Annotated in this window: 20 protein-coding genes; 14 read left to right on the forward strand and 6 right to left on the reverse strand. The window is 60.1% G+C overall.

Annotated features, from left to right (window positions below):
* Window positions 1–27: 27 nt before the first annotated feature.
* On the reverse strand, window positions 28–1,350 hold the full coding sequence (locus PW789_RS14095; protein WP_299377450.1) for an amidohydrolase: 1,323 nt from the start codon (window positions 1,348–1,350) through the stop codon (window positions 28–30).
* A gap of 71 nt (window positions 1,351–1,421) precedes the next feature.
* Between PW789_RS14095 and PW789_RS14100 the strand changes: the two genes are divergently transcribed.
* The gene (locus PW789_RS14100) at window positions 1,422–1,616 is read left to right on the forward strand and encodes a hypothetical protein (protein WP_299377452.1); all 195 of its coding nucleotides are present in this window, start codon (window positions 1,422–1,424) and stop codon (window positions 1,614–1,616) included.
* Window positions 1,617–1,624: 8 nt separating this feature from the next.
* Here PW789_RS14100 and PW789_RS14105 read toward each other — a convergent pair whose 3' ends face one another.
* A complete protein-coding gene (locus tag PW789_RS14105) occupies window positions 1,625–2,200 on the reverse strand; it encodes a DUF421 domain-containing protein (RefSeq protein ID WP_299377454.1) in 576 nt (191 codons plus the stop codon).
* Window positions 2,201–2,250: 50 nt separating this feature from the next.
* Window positions 2,251–3,219 carry a UDP-glucose 4-epimerase GalE gene (gene galE, locus PW789_RS14110; RefSeq protein WP_299377456.1) on the reverse strand — a complete coding sequence of 323 codons (969 nt, stop codon included), beginning with the start codon at window positions 3,217–3,219 and terminating at the stop codon, window positions 2,251–2,253.
* Window positions 3,220–3,584: 365 nt separating this feature from the next.
* Between galE and PW789_RS14115 the strand changes: the two genes are divergently transcribed.
* From PW789_RS14115 to PW789_RS14125, 3 genes are all read left to right on the forward strand, one after another.
* Window positions 3,585–4,670 carry an energy transducer TonB gene (locus PW789_RS14115; RefSeq protein WP_299377458.1) on the forward strand — a complete coding sequence of 362 codons (1,086 nt, stop codon included), beginning with the start codon at window positions 3,585–3,587 and terminating at the stop codon, window positions 4,668–4,670.
* Window positions 4,671–4,775: 105 nt separating this feature from the next.
* On the forward strand, window positions 4,776–6,635 hold the full coding sequence (locus tag PW789_RS14120) for a hypothetical protein (protein WP_299377460.1): 1,860 nt from the start codon (window positions 4,776–4,778) through the stop codon (window positions 6,633–6,635).
* Window positions 6,636–7,032: 397 nt separating this feature from the next.
* Window positions 7,033–7,563, forward strand: coding sequence for an outer membrane beta-barrel protein (locus PW789_RS14125; protein ID WP_299377462.1), 531 nt, complete (start codon window positions 7,033–7,035; stop codon window positions 7,561–7,563).
* An 83-nt stretch (window positions 7,564–7,646) separates the two neighbouring features.
* Here the strand turns inward: PW789_RS14125 and PW789_RS14130 are convergent, their stop codons facing one another.
* From PW789_RS14130 to PW789_RS14140, 3 genes are all read right to left on the reverse strand, one after another.
* Window positions 7,647–8,249: an outer membrane beta-barrel protein gene (locus PW789_RS14130; RefSeq protein ID WP_299377464.1), complete on the reverse strand. Its 603-nt coding sequence runs from the start codon at window positions 8,247–8,249 to the stop codon at window positions 7,647–7,649.
* Between the two features lie 195 nt (window positions 8,250–8,444).
* Window positions 8,445–8,891, reverse strand: a complete 447-nt coding sequence (locus tag PW789_RS14135; protein WP_299377466.1) for a hypothetical protein — start codon at window positions 8,889–8,891, stop codon at window positions 8,445–8,447.
* Window positions 8,892–9,007: 116 nt separating this feature from the next.
* Window positions 9,008–9,925 carry a LysR family transcriptional regulator gene (locus PW789_RS14140; protein ID WP_299377468.1) on the reverse strand — a complete coding sequence of 306 codons (918 nt, stop codon included), beginning with the start codon at window positions 9,923–9,925 and terminating at the stop codon, window positions 9,008–9,010.
* A gap of 125 nt (window positions 9,926–10,050) precedes the next feature.
* Between PW789_RS14140 and PW789_RS14145 the strand changes: the two genes are divergently transcribed.
* From PW789_RS14145 to ilvN, 10 genes are all read left to right on the forward strand, one after another.
* Window positions 10,051–11,229, forward strand: coding sequence for a 2-isopropylmalate synthase (locus PW789_RS14145; RefSeq protein ID WP_299377470.1), 1,179 nt, complete (start codon window positions 10,051–10,053; stop codon window positions 11,227–11,229).
* A 63-nt stretch (window positions 11,230–11,292) separates the two neighbouring features.
* Window positions 11,293–12,399 (forward strand): 3-isopropylmalate dehydrogenase, encoded by a 1,107-nt coding sequence (leuB, locus tag PW789_RS14150; protein WP_299377472.1) that lies wholly within the window; start codon window positions 11,293–11,295, stop codon window positions 12,397–12,399.
* Window positions 12,396–12,581 carry a hypothetical protein gene (locus PW789_RS14155; RefSeq protein WP_299377474.1) on the forward strand — a complete coding sequence of 62 codons (186 nt, stop codon included), beginning with the start codon at window positions 12,396–12,398 and terminating at the stop codon, window positions 12,579–12,581. Before leuB ends, PW789_RS14155 begins: the two co-directional genes overlap by 4 nt.
* Window positions 12,582–12,600: 19 nt before the next feature.
* Complete coding sequence (locus PW789_RS14160; protein WP_299377476.1) at window positions 12,601–13,296, forward strand: hypothetical protein; 696 nt, start codon at window positions 12,601–12,603, stop codon at window positions 13,294–13,296.
* An 11-nt stretch (window positions 13,297–13,307) separates the two neighbouring features.
* Window positions 13,308–14,744: a 3-isopropylmalate dehydratase large subunit gene (leuC, locus tag PW789_RS14165; protein ID WP_299377478.1), complete on the forward strand. Its 1,437-nt coding sequence runs from the start codon at window positions 13,308–13,310 to the stop codon at window positions 14,742–14,744.
* Entirely contained in the window at window positions 14,744–15,379 is a 636-nt protein-coding gene (leuD, locus tag PW789_RS14170; protein WP_299377480.1) for a 3-isopropylmalate dehydratase small subunit, read from the forward strand. Before leuC ends, leuD begins: the two co-directional genes overlap by 1 nt.
* A 49-nt stretch (window positions 15,380–15,428) precedes the next feature.
* On the forward strand, window positions 15,429–17,126 hold the full coding sequence (gene ilvD, locus PW789_RS14175; protein WP_299377482.1) for a dihydroxy-acid dehydratase: 1,698 nt from the start codon (window positions 15,429–15,431) through the stop codon (window positions 17,124–17,126).
* A gap of 78 nt (window positions 17,127–17,204) precedes the next feature.
* Entirely contained in the window at window positions 17,205–18,980 is a 1,776-nt protein-coding gene (gene ilvB, locus PW789_RS14180; RefSeq protein ID WP_299377484.1) for a biosynthetic-type acetolactate synthase large subunit, read from the forward strand.
* 19 nt (window positions 18,981–18,999) lie between these two features.
* A complete protein-coding gene (locus PW789_RS14185; RefSeq protein WP_299377486.1) occupies window positions 19,000–19,920 on the forward strand; it encodes an alpha-1,2-fucosyltransferase in 921 nt (306 codons plus the stop codon).
* 19 nt (window positions 19,921–19,939) lie between these two features.
* A complete protein-coding gene (ilvN, locus tag PW789_RS14190) occupies window positions 19,940–20,557 on the forward strand; it encodes an acetolactate synthase small subunit (RefSeq protein WP_299377488.1) in 618 nt (205 codons plus the stop codon).
* Window positions 20,558–20,559 lie beyond the last annotated feature (2 nt).

Raw genomic sequence — 20,559 nt, forward strand, 5'->3', positions numbered from 1 at the left:
TTTGGGGCCTAAAACAGGTCTTTTGTCCTACTGAAGCAGGCTGATGGCGGCACTTGTCATGGCAGTGACCCCGGTGCGGAGAGCGGGCTCCGGCAGAGGCGCAAAATGCGCCGAGTGCAGCGCAGGCATGGAGAGGCCCTTGGCCTGGTGGTCGGCAAAGTCCTTCGGATCGTCGGCGCCGAGCCAGAAGATGACGTAAGGCACCTTGCCGTTATCGCCGAAGAAGCCAAAGTCTTCGCTGCCCATGATCGGCTTCACGTCGATGACGTGATCGGCACCGAGTTTGTCTTTGAAGACGCTGACAAGCTTTGCGGAAAGCGCGGGATCGTTGATGGTTGCCGTGGTGGACTCGTGTTCGAGGACGTTCACGATTGGCATGCGGTCCTCGGGAACTCCGGCAGCGATGGCAACTCCGCGGGCGGTGCGCTTGACGCCTTCGATGATGGTCTGCCGAACCTCTTCGCTGTAGGCACGGGTGGTCAGCTCCAAGCGAACCTCGTCGGGGATGATGTTGCGCTTGGTGCCGCCGTGGATCTGTCCGATGGTGACGACGGCGGGCTGCTGAGGCGGCACGGAGCGACTGACGACGGTCTGCACCTCGGTGATGAACTCGCCAGCCATCATCACTGGATCTTTACCTGCCTCAGGTGCGGAGCCGTGGCTGCCGATGCCGCGCATGATGACGTCGATGGAGGTGGAGCTGGCGAGGGCAGGACCGGGCACAACCGCAACCAGCCCCGCGGGGAAGGGTGAGTCGTGCAGCGCGATGGCCATGTCGGGCTTGCCGAAGCGCTCGTAGAGGTGGTCATCCATCATCGCTTTCGCGCCGTCGATGGTCTCTTCGCTGGGCTGGCCGACGAGCATCAGCGTACCGTGCCACTGGCTCTTCATGGCAGCCATGGCGCGGGCGACGCCGACCAGCGTGGTGACGTGGATGTCGTGCCCGCAGGCGTGCATGACGCCGACCTCCTGCCCGGCGGGATTGGTGGAACGAACCTTACTGGCGTAGGGCAGGCCGGTGTCCTCGGTGACGGGGAGAGCATCCATGTCGGCACGGATAAGGAGAGTCGGGCCGGAGCCGTTCTTCATGATGCCGACGACGCCATAAGCCTGCGATCCGTCGTAGTAGCGGCCGATGCGATCGGTGACGGTGAAGCCGTCTTTGCGAAGTTCCGAGGCGACGAAGGCGGAGGTCTTCTCTTCGTGATGAGAGAGCTCTGGCGCGGCGTGCAGCTGCTTATAGGTGGCGACGAGATTGGGTGTTTCGTGGCCGACGAATGTCTTTACATCCTGCGCTACGGCCGAAGCCGCAACTGCACCGCACGCCATGACAGCAAGCCAGCTCTTCATCCAGGCACTCTCCTTGAATGCACTTATGATGGCACAGGCGTTTGGGCGGCAAGGCATAGAATCGAAAGGTCATGGCAAACAGCACCCTCTTCTGGTCCGTCGGGATCGGCTTCTTCCTGGGCTTCGCCTTTGGCGTGGGCTGCGCGCTTGCGGTGATGTATTCGATCTTCATGGGTGGCTATCGAGCCGCGTTGCGGGACGCGCGCATGGCCGAGCCGCCGGAACGCTACCGGAAGACGCTGGAGAAGATCTCGGACACACCGTAGAGGCGATCCTAGCCCCGCGTGGCGAGCAGTGCTTTGAGCTCCCTGACTTCGGCGGTCAAGGCCTTGATGTCAGCGAGGATCTCTCCGCGCTGGCGCCCTTCGCGGAGGGGGTCTGCCTGCTCCACATAAAAGTTTCCGCTGGGCTCAAGCACGCATTTTTCAACCTCGGAGTAGTCATTGAGGCCCTGTTTATGCAAAACGCTTTTCAGCTCGAGTTCAGTGAGCGCCTCGCGCTTCATGGCATCCCAGTCGACCTTGCCGTGGAGGATGAGCACCGCCTGATGACCTTCCAGCATGCTGTTGAGCTTCGGCGAGCGGAACAGGAGGCGCGAGACAAGGTAATTGGTGGCGAGCAGCGAGAAGACACCGACGATGCCGCCCGAGACGGTATTGTCATCGCCAATGATGGCGTTCTGCACAGTGTTGGAGAGGCAGAGGAGGACGACGAGATCGAAGGGATTGAGTTGCGCCAGCTCACGTTTGCCGAAGAGGCGAATGAAGAAGACCAGGCAGAGATAGACGATCACGGGCCGCAGGATCTTTTCCAGCAGCGGAAGGTGCAGGTGGAACATGCTCTCGATCACAGAAGAAGCTCCTATGAACCGTAAGACGCCTGCGGCCCATGATGTGTCTCTTAGGCGTAACGCTTGAGGTGCCAGCTCCAGGCGCTCTCGATGATCTGATCGAGCTCTCCGAGGGCAGGCTTCCAGCCGAGATCGGCCTTGATCTTCTCGGAGCTGGCGACGAGCACGGCGGGATCGCCGGGGCGGCGGTCATGCTCTTCGACCTTGATCGGCTTGCCGGTGACGCGCTCGACCGACTGGATGACCTCACGAACGGTGAAGCCCTGGCCATTGCCGATGTTGTAGATCAGGCGGCTTTGCTGCTCAAGCGCTGCCAGGGCGAGGAAGTGGGCCTGGGCGAGGTCGTGGACGTGGATGTAGTCGCGGACGCAGGTGCCGTCCTTGGTGGGGTAGTCCTTGCCGAAGACCTTGATGCTCTCGCGACGTCCCATTGCGACGTCGAGGATGAGGGGGATGAGGTGAGACTCGGGCTCGTGGGCCTCACCGTAGCCATCGATGGCACCGGCGACGTTGAAGTAACGCAGGCTGGCGTAGCGGAAGCCGTGAATGCGGTTCATCCAGGTGAGCATCTGTTCGACGAGGAGCTTACTCTCACCGTAGGCATTGGTCGGAAGCAGCTGGGCGTCTTCGGTGATGGGCGTGGAGAGCGGCTCACCATAGCAGGCTGCGGTCGAGCTGAAGACCAGTTTGTTGTGGCCGGTGGCGAGCATGGCCTCAAGCAAAGTGAGCGTGGACATAGTGTTATTGCGGAAGTAGAGCTCGGGGACCTTCATGCTCTCGCCCGCCTCAATAAGAGCGGCGAAGTGCATCACGCCATCGAATTGTCCGTCGCGCAGGGTGGCTTCGATGAGGGCGCGGTCGGCGAGATCCCCTTCAACCAATTTCGCTCCGGGCGCTACGGCAGAAGGTTTGCTATGGCAGAAGTTGTCGAAGATGGTTACCTGATGGCCGCCGGCGAGCAGCAGACGGCTGACCGTTCCACCGATGTAACCTGCACCGCCGGTTACTAAGATGTTCATTTCACGCTCCTTTTAACATTTACTGCGTACCACGAAAGTATCAGTGCCAACCCAGCTAGGTTGGGGCACTATACTGCTAGTAGTGAATTGGCAGGGACCTAACATGACGGAATGGTCCTCCGATTGCACGGTCTGCTGCAACCTTTGACGCAAGTCTTCCCGTCTGTCTTAGAAACATCGTGCGACGTGACTACCATATCCCGTCGACCATTGTTGCACTGAACGGGCAAGAGTATGTGCCTCTTCATCTTGACCGGCTGACGACGAGGTCTGATTCCGGTGTTTGAAATCTGGGCCAGGAAATATCGCTGGCCGATGTGAAACTCCCACGCCCCTCCCCAGAGCAGGCGACTTGAAGGACATTTATGGCGAAGCCGCTTCGTACCGAAGATCTCACTCCGCAGAGCAAACAATTCACCCATTTTGGCGTATTGAACGATGGCACGCAGAGCAAGGGATCGCTGTTCACCTCGCTCACGCTGAATATCGTCATCGCGATTATTGTCTGCATCGTGGGAGCTGCCGCGAAGAAGACCATCGAAAAGCGTCAGAAGCTGACCGAACTGAGCCTCGCGCCCCTTCCAAAGCAGATTGAGCCCATCAGGCCGAAGCCCGTGCTGAAGAAGCTGCCTCCGGTCCCCGTCGTCAAGGTCGAGCCGCCGAAGATCAAGATGCCGGACGTGAAGATGCCGGAGCCGCCGAAGGTTCCGGAGGTGAAGATGGTAGAGCCGAAGCCGATCGTGGTGCCTGCACCGCCCAAGGCAGTGGTGGCTCCCCCGGCTCCAAAGGTCGTCAATCTTGGCCATCCGGCACCTGCCGCGGTGGTGAATAACTCGCCCCACCCCTCCGCCGTGGCGCTTGGGCAGACCAACAATCCCATTGCTCCTTCGGACCGCCCTGCGACTGCCTCTATCAACCTTGGTCAGCGTGGAATGGCCGGCATGCCGGCGTCCAACACAGGCAGCGGTCCACGTGCATCAGCCGTTTCACTCGGCTCCGGCTCTCCGACCAGCCAAACAATGGCCGGGAACGGCACGCGGCCGGTTCAGGGCGTGAAGCTGGGTGTCGCTGGCGGGACGGGACCAATGAATTCGACCGGCCGCGTCGCCGGACCGGTAAACCTGGGCCAGGCGCAGCAGCCTGCGATGCCGAAGCCAAATATGCCTAGCTCCACCGCGGCTCATGCCCCTAAGGTGCTGTTCAAGCCGCGTCCTGAATACACGGCTGAGGCAGTCAAGCTGCGCATCGAAGGTACGGTTTCGGTTCGCCTGAAGGTAGCCGCCAACGGAGCGGTTCATGTGCTCGGTGTAACGAGCGATCTTGGCCACGGTCTTGGCGAATCCGCGATCCGGGCTGTCCAGTCAACCAGGTTTTCTCCTGCCACCGATGCCTCCGGCAATCCGGTGGACTGGGAGGGTGTCGTCAACGTAGCTTTCCAACTTGCGGGATAAATTGGCATACAGCCAAGCTAACCTGCTGCAATTTTTTGCATCTGCATTACCATCGACACAACCATTTTCGGGGATGCCCAACGTCACCGCAGGAGCTTTTAAACCATGAATTTCAGGAAACACCCTACGGCCAGTCTGGCACTGGCCCTTCTGGCCACCAGCGTCACGGCTCAGGCCGCGTTTGCCCTGCCGTTGCTGGGCAAGAAAAAGACCGATCAGGATGTCCTGCCGGCGCGCAAGCTCACAGCAAACCAGAATCAGCTGATCGATAAGGCCATTGCTCGTGAGAAGGAGGTCATTAAGACCGTCAAGGAGCGCGCTCCCCTGGTGGAGACCTACATCCAGAACATGCGACCTGACCCCGTCCTAGGACAGGCTCCGGACGCGGATCAGCACTTTCTCAGCCGAGTGGAATTTGACCGGATTATCGGCGGCCAGAGCTACAAGGTCAACAAGACAACCTCGCAGGGCAGCAACGGTAGCGGCAAGCTGGGCTTCTTCAAGAATTCCCTCTCAGCCATCACCGGTCTGAGCGGCGGCCTGCATCTCCAGTTCAACGAGACGGGCTTCATCCAGATGATTCTGATGGACTCGAATGACTTCGACCGTCAGCATTATGTCTTTGGCTACGTCCGCAACGAGTTCCTCGGCACCACGCCGACCGCTGTCTTTGACGTAACGCCGATCAACGGCAAGCGCGCCACAGGCCGATTCTATGGCCGTATCTGGGTGGAGACGCGCAACGGCAATGTTGTTCGCTTCAACGGTGACTTCGCCGGATCCGAAAAAGATGTTCGCGAGTACTACCACTTCGACAGCTGGCGTACCAATGTGCAGCCTGACATGTGGCTGCCGACCTCCTTCTACGTGGAAGAGAGCGATCCGAAGAGTATCTCGCGCAGCCTGAAGTTCAAGGCGATCAACAACATCTGGGGTTATGCGCTAAAGGTTCCGCAGAAGGACGCTGAGAATACGTCGATGGATGTGGTTGGCGCAACAGATGTCAGCACGGATGCGCAGGATGTCAGCCCGCTCGGCGCGCAGCGCGCGTGGGTTCAGCAGGCTGAGGACAACGTCGTGGAGCGCCTCTTCCAGGCAGGCCTTCTGGATGCTCCCAGCGACTTCGACAAGACGCTCGAGGCGCTGGCTGGAAATATCCTCGCCTATAACAACATCACCCTCTCGCGTCCGATCCATGTCCGTACGCTGATGACCGAGCCGCTGGAGTCTCTGTCGGTCGGAAACACGATCATTCTGTCCAAGGGTCTACTGGATACGACCGCTATCATCAGCCAGGACGGCGCTCAGCAAATGGGCAACCTGAATGCTGTTCTCGCATTCCAGATCGCCCACATTCTGCTGGGGCACCGTCTGGATACGAAGTACGCCTTCAATGACCGTCTGCTGTTTCCGGCGAATTCGGTCTTCAATCGCATTCCCATGCACCATACGGATGCGGACAATACGGCCGCCGCGAAGAAGGCAATGGAGCTGCTGAGCGCCAAGGAGCTTGAGGGTGGCCAGCAGTACTTCGGCCTTTACCTGCAGCAGCTGCAGGAGCGCGTCAAGCCGCTGAAGTCTCTGAACGAGCCGATGATCGGCGACGGACTGGTGAAGAGCGATGCTGATCCAACGTTCTGGATGGCAGCGATCATCGCCAAGGCTCCGAAGCTCGACATGAAGGATGTGAAGCAGCAGGCTGCAATGCCACTCTCCAGCTTCACACGCCGCGACCCCTGGACCGATCAGCTCGTCACGCTGCATGCGGGCTTCGAGCCGCTGCTCTCGCCGGCAGACAAGATGCCGTTCGAGGTCACCCCGGTCTATATCAAGCTCGGATATTACAAGCCACCTACGGAAGCAGCAGCGCAGCAGCCTGCGGCCGCTGCTCCCGCAGAATCGACCGAAGCACAGCCGGCAGCGCAACCGCCTGCTGCTGCAACACAGGCTCCTCCACAGAACTAAGGGCTTAAACAATGATGGCCAGCTGCGGCTGGCCATCATTGTTTAAGCAGGAATTATCGAGATCTCCCGGCGAATCTCCCACAAATAAGTCCATAAGCGGAACCAAGCCGCTTGCGGGCCAGTCAAACCTTTAGTGTCGATGCGGATCTGCAGCTCAATACGTCCCTTTGATCCTGAGATCCGGGAATGACCTGATCTCGGTATCATGCCGATTCCCCCTGATGTCGCTAATTTGGGGCAGCATACACTTTCTAAGCGATTTATGATGATATTTAAGAACCATTTGGCCTTTTGCTTGCACTACATTTCGATAGCTGTCTCGGTATAAGGCTCCGGTCCTGATGACCGGCAGTCCTATCATCAGGGGGATTCTGTGTTCAGGAAGTTCTTTGTTTGTATGACCCTGCTGGGAGCGCCCGCGGCGCTGCTCGCCCAGGCAGCACCGACGGCAACCAAGCATGCAGATCTACAGGTCGGTGCCGGATTCTCCAGCGTCGGTACGGACTATTATGTTCCCAATCGCGTCGGCGGCACCACGCTTTATTTTGATTACGACTTCTACCACCACTTTGGTATTGAGGGCGAATTCCGGTTTGCCAAGGACTCGGACACCGGAATCTATGAGAAGACCTATGAGGTCGGTGGACGTTACTCCCGCACGTATTTCCAGCGCTTCGCTCCCTACGGCAAGGTGCTCTATGGCCGTGGCGTATTCAATTTTGCGACTGAGGGCGTCACGACAGCCAACCTTGCCTACAACATAGTTTCCTTTGGCGGTGGTCTGGACTACAAGCTCTTCCCTTTTCTGAACCTCCGCGGAGACTACGAATACCAGAACTGGTTTGGGTTCCCCCAGGGCCTGCACCCCAACGTCATTACGATCGGAGCGGCCTACCACTTCGGCGGACTGAGGAAGCGGTCCAAGTAGTCCCAGCTTCGAGATTCATCCTTCCACGAAAAATCCCCGTCCTCGGACGGGGATTTTCATTCTCGGAGGTGCCTCCGAAGAGATTAGAAGTGGTAGGCGACGCCGACCACGGGCATCGAGAAAACCTGCCAGCGGTTGGTCTTGAAGTTATCGAGGCCGAAATTCGGTGTCTTGCCGACGAAGCCACGATACTCGGCACGGATATCCCAGCTGGGGCTCAGCTCGTAGGCAACGCCGCCGCCGAACAGACCACCGATGGTGGTGGTGTTCTTGGTGTCCAGGTTCGTGGTCGCGTAATCACGGATGGGGGTAAAGATCAGGGCGCCGACACCAACTTCCGCGAACGGATAGAAGTTGCGATAGTTACGGAAGTTAAAGACATAAGCGCCTGTAACCTCCTGCTGGCGGGTGTGAATCCGGACATCGGGAAGGAAACTGGTGGAGTACCGCGTCGAGTACTGAGAGAAGGAGTAGTTCAGCTCCAATGCGCTGCGCGGCGTCAGCATGTAGCGATAGCTGGCCAGAATGCCAAGTGTACCGGATGCATTGACCTGTACTGCATTGCCATTAACCTGCGGCGAAAAAACGCCCATTGCGCTGATGCTTGCATCCTGACGGCTCTCCTGCGCAAAACCGGCAGAGGCGGTGGCCAGCAGCAGCGCGCCCAACAACATCGTCTTCTTCATTCTTCGCCAGATCCCTTCAAAAACGTCCACACCGGTCTCGGAGCAAACCACGACTGCTGCGCCATCAAGTACCGTCCCTTCATTGTAAACGCAGGGACGGCCTTCTCTATGCGAGCAGAAAAAAGAAAGGCTGGAGTCTGTGACGCACCTCCAGCCTTTTCATTCGTCCACGATGGCAATCTGCAGTCCCCGGCGCTACTGGGGAGGCGGCTGCGAGCCCTGGCCGCGATTCTGCATGCGCTGCTGCATCTCGGCGATCATGGCGTCGTACTTGGTCTTCTGATCATCGGTGAGGGTGGCCCGGATCTTATCCTGGGAGCTCTTGCGAATCGCCATCATCTTGGGTCGCTTTTCCTCACGCGAGGTGGAGGTGTCCTCGCGCAGCGCCTGCATCTGCTTACCCTGGTCGTCGAGGATGGCCTTGACCTGGGTCTGCTGATCAGAGGTGAGACTGAGCTTCTGGGTCAGCATGTCGAGCTCGTGCTTCTCCATGCCTGGACCGCCGGGGCCACGGGGACCGCCTGCTGGAGGACCGGAGGGGGCCGCATCCTGTGACCATGCCGGTACGCCGCAAAGAACGCCGGCACAGAGTGCGGCGATTGCGATGCGGCCGAATTTTCCTCGCAATTGTGTGAACTTCATCGTCTGTCACCTCGTGTTCGCCGCTGTCCTATCTGCAGACAGTGACTCTGCCCCGTACAGACGCTGGTTTCTGGGAAAATGTTCCTCCCCAGGACCGTGAATTTTCAGGCGATCTCCTACCGCTCCGCCTGAAAACTGTAGGGGTCTCCCTGCGAGGCGGCGTAGGTCTCGACCACCTTGAGGAAGGCCAGCGCCGCGTGCGAGAGATTGGCCTGCTTGCGGTAGACGAGGCGCAACCTGCGTTCGGTCTGCAGTTCAGGGACTTCGATGCGCACGAGAGCACCGCTTTTAAGCTCGGGCTCAACGGTCAGTCGAGGGACCAGGGCGACGCCGTTCCCCATCTCGACGAAGCGCTTGATGGCTTCGAGGGAGGGCAGTTCAACGCCCATTTGCAGCGGAGTTTTGTGACGGTTGAAGGTCTGGATGACCTTTTGCCGCTGCGGCGAAGGGATGTTGTGGGCGATGAAGTTCTGCGTACCGAGCTGGCGAATGGAGACCTTGTCTTTACCGGCGAGGGAGTGGCGCGGGTTGACGACGAAGGCCAGCTCGTCGCGGTAGACGATGACGGACTTCAGCTGGGCATCATCGGGACGAAAGGAGAGGACACCGAACTCGACGGAGTGCATGAGGATCTCGTCGGAGATGCGGCTGGCGAGAGAGCGCTGGACGGCCAGCTTGATGAGCGGGTTGCGGCGGCGGAACTCGTCGAGAAGGGGCAGAAGGTAGAGGCAGGTGTACTCATTAGCCGCGAGATTGAGGCGGCCACGGTGGAGCGAGCGGAGCTCACTGAGGGCGGAAGAGGCTTCGCCGCGCAGATTGAGCAGCTTGGCTGCGTATTCGCGCAGAACCTCCCCGGCATCGGTGAGGGTTCCATCGCGGGAGGAGCGGTCGAAGAGCACCTCGCCGAGTTCGGTCTCGAGCTTGGCGATTGCCTGACTGACGGCAGGCTGAGTACGATGGAGCCGTGAGGCTGCGCGAGAGAAACTGCGCTCCTCGGCGACGGCCAGAAATGTCTCCATCTGGACGAGATCCAATGGTTTTACCTCGTTTCGGGCCGGATGCAGGCAGCGCGAATGATGCGATTAGAAGTTTTGATATGCGCCGAAACCATCATAAGCCTGCGTTATGATAACCCCAGGGATCGAGAGTGACTACCGTTATGCGTGACCCAAACCAGATCGTCTTCTTTGACACCACCCTGCGCGACGGCGAGCAGTCCCCCGGATGCACGATGCATTTGGAGGAGAAGCTCCGCATGGCGCACCAGCTGCGCGACCTCGGCGTGGACATCCTGGAGGCAGGTTTTGCCATCGCCTCGGAGGGGGACTTCCATGCGGTTGAGTCGATCGCCCGTGAGGTGACCGGAACCAAAATCGCCTCGCTTGCACGCTGCAAACGCGAGGACATCGACGCCGCCGGACGCGCAATTCAGCCGGCGAAGTCGAACCGCATTCATGTGTTCCTGGCGTCTTCGGACCTCCACCTGGAGTACAAGCTGCGCATCACGCGCGAGCAGGCGCTGGACCAGACGGCGGAGTCGGTGAAGCACGCCCTGCAGTACACCGACGATGTAGAGTTTTCGACCGAAGACGGCACGCGCACCGACCCCGACTTCCTGGTGAAGATGATCACCGTGGCGGTTCAGGCGGGCGCGACGACGATCAACATCCCCGACACGGTGGGCTACACGACACCGGCAGAGTATGAGGCGCTGTTCCGCATGGTGCGCGAACGGGTTCCGGGCTCGGAGAACGTGATCTATTCGACGCACTGCCACGATGACCTTGGCATGGCGGTGGCGAACACGCTGGCCGGCATCCAGGGTGGAGCGCGCCAGGTGGAGTGCACGATCAACGGTATCGGAGAGCGCGCGGGTAACGCGGCTCTCGAAGAGATTGCTGCTGCCCTGATGGTGCGCCGCGACAAGTTTCCATACACCAGCAACATCAAGCTGGAGAAGCTGTTCCCGACCAGCCAGATGCTGGCCGAGTGCATCAGCTTTGGCGCTGCCCCGAACAAGGCCGTGGTGGGGGCGAACGCATTCGCACACGAGTCGGGTATCCATCAGCACGGCATGCTGGCCAATCCGCTGACCTACGAGATTATGACTCCCGCATCGGTCGGCGCGGGCAATACGAACCTGGTGCTGGGCAAGCACTCGGGGCGCCGTGCGCTGGCAGATCGCCTGGAAAAACTTGGCCACGCGCTGACTCGCGAACAGCTGGACGAGGTATACCACCGCTTTACCGAGCTGGCAGATCGCAAGAAGTCGATCTACGACCAGGACATTCTTGGGCTGCTGAAGCCGGAGAAGGCTCCGGCGACGGTCGCGATCTAAAAACGACGCACAAAGGCAGCCGGGCAACGAAGACCCCTCAACCCTCATAGAAGGAACAGAAACATGCGCCTGAAGATTGCAGTTCTCGCCGGAGACGGTATCGGTCCTGAAGTAACCCGTGAAGCAACGAACATTCTGCGCGCCGTCGCAGAGCTGGGCGGGCATGACTTCACCTTTTCCGAAGCGCTGATTGGCGGCGTCGCCATTACCGCGGCGGGAACACCGCTGCCGACGGCAACGCTGGATACCGCGCTGGACTCCGATGCTGTGCTGCTGGGCGCGGTGGGTGACAACAAGTTCAACGCGCTGACGCCGGACAAGCGCCCGGAGGCGGGTCTGCTGCAGATTCGCCAGGCACTGGGCGGCTATGCCAACCTGCGTCCCTCGGTGGCGTACGCGGCGCTGGCAGGCAGCTCCCCACTTCGTCCTGAGGTGACCAAGGACGTCGACATACTGTTTGTGCGTGAGCTGCTGGGCGGCCTGTACTTCGGTTCGCCGCGTGAGTGGAACAAGCAGACCAACGAGGCGATCAACACGATGCGCTACACCCGCGACGAGGTCGTCCGCGTGGCACGTGTAGCGTTTGAGCTGGCCTCGAAGCGGCGCAAGAAGGTCACGTCGGTCGATAAGGCGAATGTGCTGGAGGTCTCGCAACTGTGGCGCGCGACCGTAACCGAGGTCGCGAAGGATTATCCCGAGGTCACGCTCGAGCATCAGCTGGTTGACTCGATGGCGATGCACATCATGAATATTCCCCGGAACTTCGACGTGGTGCTGACGGAGAATCTGTTCGGCGACATCCTTTCGGACGAGGCCGGTGTGATTACCGGTTCGCTGGGCATGCTGCCCTCGGCGACGATCGGCGGCGCCGTCAACCTGTACGAGCCGGTGCACGGCTCGGCTCCGGACATTGCAGGACAGGGCAAGGCGAATCCGCTGGGTGCGATTCTGACGGCAGCAATGGTGCTGCGCCACTCGGCTGGGCTGGAACAGGATGCACGCGCCGTGGAGCAGGCCGTCCACAAGGTGCTGGAAGCGGGCTACCGGACTGCGGATATTGCGCGTGGAGATGCGAATACGCAGCTGGTCTCGACGCAGGAGATGGGCAAGCAGGTGCACCAGGCGCTGGCCGAGTCGATCGACCGTCGCCAGGCGATGCACGCCGTATGAGCGCTGCGATGCAGCCACGGAGCAAGATGGTGTTGTTCAACCTGGCCGTGGCAGCTGCACTTGTCTATCAGTGGAAGATGGGGGTTCCGACGAGGACTCTCATTCTTTCGGCGGTCGTCATCTTTCCTCTAATTAACGTTCTGCTGTTTTTTTCGGCTAAGAAGTCAGCTTCAACGAAGTAGCTCTACGAAAGCCCGAACGATGCGCAAGCTCATCCAACTCGCTGCCACCTCGTTGCTCCTCGTTGCAGGAGCTGCTGGCGCGCAGGTTCATCCGCACGGCGATAAGCCGGCGGTGGAAGACCTGTCGTGGATGTGGCAGTACACGCAGCCTGCTCCCGATGGCCACGAGAACGGGCTGACGAGCGATCCTCGCTTCCATGAGTTTCTCCGCAGCCATCTGGCTGCGCCGCAGAGTTTCTGGGGAAATGGGAAGCCACTCGCTGACGTAGCGACCGAGTTTCTTGCCGTACCCGGCATTGCGCGCGCAGACGAGAATCGTTATCTCACTGCGACCGGATGTGTTCCCAACTTCTGCCCATCGCGCGGAATGCTGTTTGTCGATATCGGCAGCAGGCATCCATTGGTGATCTTTGCTGCCATTGACTGGAACCGCGAGTCACACAACATCGATGAAGACAACGCCGAGTACACGCTCTGGATCTTTCCCGACCGCTCACTCGCGCCCGCCGACGCGACGGACGAGACGCAACATCTTTCGTCTCCTCTGAAGCGCAGCCTTGGCATCTTTTCTGCAGAACTCAAGGGGGGCAGAGTTCCGCCCCTCGTGACGCATGCCTTCGTCGTCGAGCCGAATGGGAAGCCACACGAGATCCCGGCGTCGCAGACGGGGGTCACACGATTTCACGATTCGCAACCTGTAACACCAGCAGCGTAGGAAGAAAGAATATGAGCACAGCACCGAAGACGTTGTTTGAAAAAGTCTGGGAGCAGCACGTCGTCGTCGAACCGAAGGGCGAGCCGACGATCCTCTACATCGACCTGCATCTTGTCCACGAGGTGACCTCGCCGCAGGCCTTCGACGGTCTGCGTATGGCTGGCCGCCCCATTCGCCGTCCGGATCGCCATATCGCGACCGTGGATCACAACGTTCCGACGACCAGCGCGTATGATCGCCTGCACATCGTCGACCAGGTTTCTGCGGCACAGGTGAATGCGCTGCGTAAGAATTGCGCGGAGTTTGGCGTGGAGTTCTTCGACGTGCAGGATTCTTCGCAGGGCATCGTGCACATGATCGGACCGGAGCTGGGGGCCACCAAGCCGGGCATGACGATCGTCTGCGGCGACTCGCACACGTCGACTCATGGCGCATTCGGTGCGTTGGCGTTTGGCATCGGCACCAGCGAGGTCGAGCATGTGATGGCCACGCAGACGCTGCCGCAGTCCAAGCCAAAGACCTTTCGCATCACGGTCGATGGCGAGCTTCCCTTCGGTGTCACCGCGAAGGACATCATCCTCGACATCATCGGCAAGATCGGTACCGACGGCGCAACCGGCTATGCGGTCGAGTACGCTGGCTCGGCCATCCGCTCGCTCTCGATGGAGGGCCGCATGACGATCTGCAATATGTCGATCGAAGCGGGTGCGCGTGCCGGCATGATCGCTCCCGATGAGACGACGTTCGCGTATCTCATGGGCCGCCGGTTTGTTCCCACCGGAGCTGCATGGGACGAGGCCGTAGCGCATTGGAAGACGCTGCCTACCGATGAGGGTGCCGTGTTTGATCGCGAGCTTTTCATCGATGCTGCAACTCTGGCTCCTGCCGTGACATGGGGCACCTCGCCCGGCATGCATGCAACGATTGATGGCGCAGTGCCGACACTATCGGATGCAAAAACCGAAGCCGATCGCAAGAGCTTCGAGCGCGCCTATGAGTACATGGACCTGAAGCCGGGAACTCCGATGGAAGAGATCAAGGTTGATGCGGTCTTCCTCGGCTCCTGCACGAATGGACGCATTGAAGACCTCCGCGCTGCGGCGAGCGTCGTGAAAGGCCATCACATCGCCACCACGGTGCGGGCGATGGTGGTTCCCGGATCACAGGCGGTAAAGCGCCAGGCAGAAGAAGAAGGTCTGGATGAGGTCTTCCGGTCCGCGGGCTTTGAGTGGCGCGAACCAGGCTGCTCCATGTGCCTGGGCATGAATCCGGATATTCTTTCGCCGGGCGAGCGTTGCGCTTCAACGTCGAACCGCAACTTCGAAGGACGCCAGGGACGCGGCGGGCGCACACACCTTGTCTCACCCGAGATGGCTGCTGTAGCCGCAATCACCGGTCACTTCACCGACATCCGCAAGTGGAAGCAGACGGAAGGAGCAAAGCACTAATGGAACCGATCAATATTCTGACCTCGAAGGCCGTTCCGCTTCCCTTGCCCAACATCGACACCGATCAGATTATTCCGAAGCAGTTTCTGAAGCGCATCGAGCGCACGGGCTACGGCGAGTTTCTCTTCTTCGACTGGCGCTACGATCTCGAGACGCCTGACCACGTCGAGGAGCGCAAGGACTTCGTGCTGAACAAGGCCGAGTATAAGGGCGCGCAGATTCTGATTGCCGAGAAGAACTTCGGCTGCGGCAGTTCACGCGAGCACGCGGCATGGGCGATCAACCAGTACGGCTTTCGCGCGGTGATCGCGCCGACGTTCGCCGATATCTTCTTCTCGAACGCGGGCAAGAACGGCATCATTCTCGTCCGTCTGAGCGAAGAGGATGTGCAGACACTGATGGAACGCTCCACGGCGAATCCGGATCACCTGATTACCATCAACCTCGAAGAACAGACGGTTACCGACGATCAGGGATTCAACGCTACCTTCGAGATCGATCCCTTCCGCAAGTATTGCCTGCTGAACGGACTGGATGACATTGGTCTGACGCTGCGTCACGTGGAGTCGCTGGACACATTTGAGAAGAAGCACGATAGGGATTTCTGGTCGGCACCGAAGACCGTGACCGCTTAAGCATTTTCAGCTTTGCGAAAGCAAACGACAGAGAGGAAGTAAGAAGCAAGTGAGCAACGAACTTAGCCCGGCAAAGAAGTATTCGAAGGTCCTCACCGAAGGCCCTAACCGCGCCGCCGCGCGCAGCTACCTGCGCTCTGTCGGTTTCAGCAAGGAAGACCTGCACAAGCCCATCATCGGCGTCGCGAATACGTGGACCGAGGTCGGCCCCTGCAACTTCCACCTGCGTCAGGTCGCCGAGGCCGTCAAGCAGGGCATCCGCGAGGCAGGCGGCACTCCGATGGAGTTCAATACCATCACCGTGCACGACGGCATCACGATGGGCACGCAGGGCATGAAGGCTTCGCTGATCTCGCGCGAGGTGATCGCCGACTCGATTGAACTCGTCACGCGCGCCAACTCCTTCGACGGGCTTGTTTGTATCGCCGGCTGCGACAAGAACATGCCCGCGGCCATCATGGCGCTTGCTCGCCTTGATATCCCCGGTCTCATGCTCTACGGAGGTTCCATCGCGCCAGGCCATCTGAAGCAGGCCGACGGCAGCGATAAGGAGATCACCATCCTCAACGTCTTCGAGGCGATTGGCTCGCACGCTGCAGGCAAGATCAACGACGATCAGCTCGAGGCCGTCGAAGCGGCAGCCTGCCCCGGCCCCGGAGCCTGCGGCGGACAATTCACAGCCAACACCATGGCGATGGCTGGTGAGTTCATCGGCATATCGCCCATCGAGATCACAGGCGTTCCCGCCATGTCGCCGGAGAAGGCTCGCGCCTCGCGTGAGGCCGGTCGCCTCGTAATGCAGCTGGCGGAAAAAGGCATAACCCCCTCGCAGCTCATCACCCGCGAGTCGCTCGAAAACGCCATCGCCGCAGTCTGCGCGTCGGGGGGATCGACCAATGCCGTACTGCATCTGATCGCGATTGCGCATGAGCTGAAGATTCCTCTGTCGATGGAAGACTTCGACCAGATCTCAGAGCGGACGCCGTTCATCTGCGACCTCTCGCCGGGCGGCAAGTACGCGGCGAAGGACTACCAGGAGGCGGGCGGCTCGCGTGTGCTGGCCAAGCGCCTGATGGAGACCGGCCGTCTGCACGACACCCCTACCGTCACGGGCAAGACGCTGTTTGAAGAAGCGAAGATCGCGCACGAGACACCGAACCAGCAGATCATCCACGAGTGGGACAATCCTCTGAAGCCCACGGGCGGTCTCGTCATCCTGCGCGGTAACCTTGCGCCGGACGGGTGCGTCATCAAAGTGGCAGGCCACGAGCGTATCTTCCACCAGGGACCGGCGCGTGTCTTCGACTGCGAGGATGATTGCTTTGCCGCGGTAGAGGCAGGCAAGATCAACCCGAACGACATCTGCGTGATCCGCTACGAGGGTCCGAAGGGTGGGCCGGGTATGCGTGAGATGCTCGCCGTTACCGCTGCCATCAAGGGCATCCCTGAGCTGTCGGAGACCGTCGCACTGTTGACGGACGGCCGCTTCTCAGGAGCGACACGAGGCCTGATGGCTGGCCACGTGGCACCGGAGGCCTTTATGGGCGGACCGATCGCGGCGGTACACGAGGGCGATCTGATCACCTTCGATATCCCCAAACGCGAGCTTCGTCTCGAAGTTCCCGCGGAAGAGATTGCGAAGCGCCTGAAGGCCGTCAAGCAGCCGGAGCCCCGTTTCACGCGCGGCGTGTTTGCGAAGTATGCGAGCACGGTTGGCAGCGCGAGCGATGGTGCGGTGACGTCGTAGTTCGAACTCAGACATACACAGATGTAAAGACGTTGAATCTGTAAGCGGAATGCAGGAAGGCAACAAAGGAGATAAACCATGACCGATAAAAACGCACATCCGACACTTACTGGAGCCGAAATCCTTTGGGCCACGCTCGTAGGCGAGGGTGTCACCACGGTCTTCGGCTACCCCGGCGGAGCCATCCTGCCCGCCTACGATGCTCTACGGAAGTTTCCCATTCACCATGTACTGACGCGGCACGAGCAGGGCGCAGCGCACATGGCCGACGGCTATGCTCGCGCGTCGGGCAAGGTGGGCGTTGCGATCGCCACGTCGGGACCGGGCGCGACGAACCTTGTAACCGGCATTGCCACGGCGATGCTGGACTCGATTCCGATCGTCTGCATTACAGGACAGGTCTCGTCGAAGGTGCTGGGTTCCGATGCCTTCCAGGAGATTGACATCACCGGCATCACGCTGCCAATCACAAAGCATAACTTCGTGGCGACGCGGCCTGAAGAGATTGCTCCGATGATCCGCGAGGCCTTCCAGATTGCAGCCTCGGGACGTCCCGGGCCAGTCCTGGTGGATATTACGAAGGACGCGCAGCAGGGCACGGCGATCTTCGATTTTGAGAATGCGGCACCTGCTCCGTATCGTCCGCACCCGATGCTTCGTACCGAGTCGGCCGAGATGCAGCGCGCGATTGAACTGATGCGCGGCTCGAAGAAGCCTGTGATCCTTGCAGGACACGGCATCATCCTTTCCGCCGCAGAGCGCGAGGTCCTGGCCTTCGCGGAGCGCTATCAGATTCCTGTGGCGACGACGCTGCTTGGGCTCGGAGCCTTCCCTGCCTCGCATCCACTGGCACTGGGCATGATGGGAATGCACGGCGAGAGCTGGGTGAATCATGCGATTCAGCAGGCGGATCTTCTGTTGGCCTTCGGCATGCGTTTTGACGACCGCGTGACCGGCAATCTCGCGAGCTACGCGCAGAACGCCAAGAAGATTCACATTGAGATCGACCCTAGCGAGATCAACAAGAACGTGAAGGTGGACGTGGCCCTCATCGGCGACCTGAAAGAGGTGCTGAACACGATGGAGCCGCTGATCAACGACAAGAACTATGCCAGCGATGCGGGGTCGCGCAACACAACGACGGATTGGCTGCGAGAGATTCGTGCGCTGAAGGGCGATGCCGCGGTACGCGACATCATCAATCTGCCGGACAACGGCCACCTGTACGCCGCGCATGTGATCAACGACATCTGGCAGGAGGCAAAGGCTGCAGGCCGCCTGGACAAAACGATCATCGCGACGGACGTGGGCCAGCACCAGATGTGGGAGGCGCAGTACTTCAAGCACGAGAACACCCGCACACTGGTCACCTCTGGCGGCCTGGGCACGATGGGTTTTGCGCTGCCTGCAGCAATCGGCGCGAAGATGGCGCGGCCTGACTGCGACGTGTGGTGCATCGCCGGAGACGGCGGCTTCCAGATGACCGCCTCGGAGTTGTCGACCATCCAGCAGGAGGGCATCCACGTCAACGTGGCCGTGATCAACAACGGCTTCCTCGGCATGGTGCGCCAGTGGCAGGAGGCGTTCTACGACAAGAACTATGCCTGCTCGCCGATCCTCTCGCCCGACTTCGTGAAGCTCGCCGGAGCCCATGGCATTCCGGGCGCCCACGTAACGGAGCGTAAGGAGGTCACGCAGACCGTCACGGAGGCGAGAACAGCGCCAACGGCGTTCCTCATCAACTTCTCGGTAGAGAAGGAAGATGGCGTGTATCCGATGATCGCTCCGGGAGCGGCACTGCACGAGATGGTGCGTCGTCCAAACCCATTGATCGAGACTGCAGAAGACGAGTAAGCCACCGAGACGTGACTCCATGAAGATTCTCCTTCGTCAAAAATCCGGACTTGGCAACCAGCTGTTTCAGTACGCTGCGGGGCTCTTCTTTGCCCGCAGGTATGGGGCGACGCTGGAGGTGATCCGCGAGCGGGAGGAGAAGGCTACATCGTTTGGCCACCCACGTCCGTTTCTGCTGCCGAAGTTCTGCATCTCGACGACAACACGGGAGCGCAATGGGCGCGACCAGCTGCTGTGCTCGACGGCATCGTATAAGGGGCCGCTGGCCAAGATGGCGCGCCTGGCCACTGGCACGCGGCTCTACAAGCCGGAGTTTGTGACCGACTGGGTGTTTCAGCCGGATCTTCCGGTAAACCCGTCGACGCGGATCATCTATCTCGACGGATACTTTCAGGCTCATCAATATGCGACTGAGATTGAAGAGACATTGCGAGCGGAGCTGACGCTGTGCCAGGCTCCACAGGAGAAGAATCGTATCGTCTTCGAGCAGATACAGTCATGCGAGCATCCGGTCTCGCTGCATGTGCGGCGCGGAGATTACACGACGATCTACGGCGGTCGCGATGCTCTGCCGATGACGTACTACCAGAATGCGATCGATGCGATCCAGGGTCGCGTGGCAAAGCCGACTTTCTTTGTCTTCTCCGACGATATCGCCTTCTGCCGCGAGAACCTTCCGGCTGGACCGCGCTACATCTTTGTGGACCACAACAACGAGATGGAGGCCCACGAAGATCTGCGGCTGATGTCCTCATGTTGCGACCACATCATCGCCAACAGCAGCTTCTCCTGGTGGGGAGCTTGGCTCAACCCGAACCCGGACAAGATTGTGCTGGCGCCTGATCGCTGGCTCGATCCGGCGGTTCCGCATCCAGACCTGATTCCGTCGACCTGGAAAAGAATTTCTACGGCGGAGACCGCCTCGCCACTGAACGCCTGATAAGGACATAAGACAGAAGATGCTTCACACCTTTGTATCGCTCGTAGACGACAAGCCCGGCGTGCTGACGCGGGTGGCCTCCCTGTTTCGCCGTCTGAACGTCAACATCGTCTCGCTGACCGTAGGCGAGAGCGAGCGCGATGGCGTCTCGCGCATGACGATTGTGTGCGAGGCCCCGGAGCATGCGGCCGACCGCATTCGCGCCTCGCTGTACAAGCTGGAGATCACACGCGACGTGGACGAGCTTGGCCGCGCGGAGGCTGTGATCCGCGAGCTGTGCCTCATCAAGGTGGCAGCAGGTCCGACGACACCCCATGGGCAACACTCACGGTCGCAGCTCTTTGAGCTGGCGAATGTCTTTCGCGCACGCGTCGTCGATCTGGCACCAGAGTCGATCATGCTGGAGATGACAGGCGCCGCGTCGAAGATCGAGGGCCTGCTGCAGGTGCTGCGCGAATCGAAGTTCGAGGTACTGGAGGTCTCGCGCACGGGCCGCATGGCGATGCGCCGCGGACGCCACACTGGCCGCGTGCTGAAGGCTCTGGGAACGAAGACGCCGGACACTGCTCCAGTGGCCTTTCCCGAGCGCCCTGACGAGGATGATCTGCCGAACCAGTTTGATGAGGACGAGGCGTAGAG

Origin of the sequence: Edaphobacter sp., from assembly GCF_028283685.1 — a bacterium.
In the GTDB taxonomy this organism is placed as follows: Bacteria; Acidobacteriota; Terriglobia; order Terriglobales; family Acidobacteriaceae; genus Edaphobacter.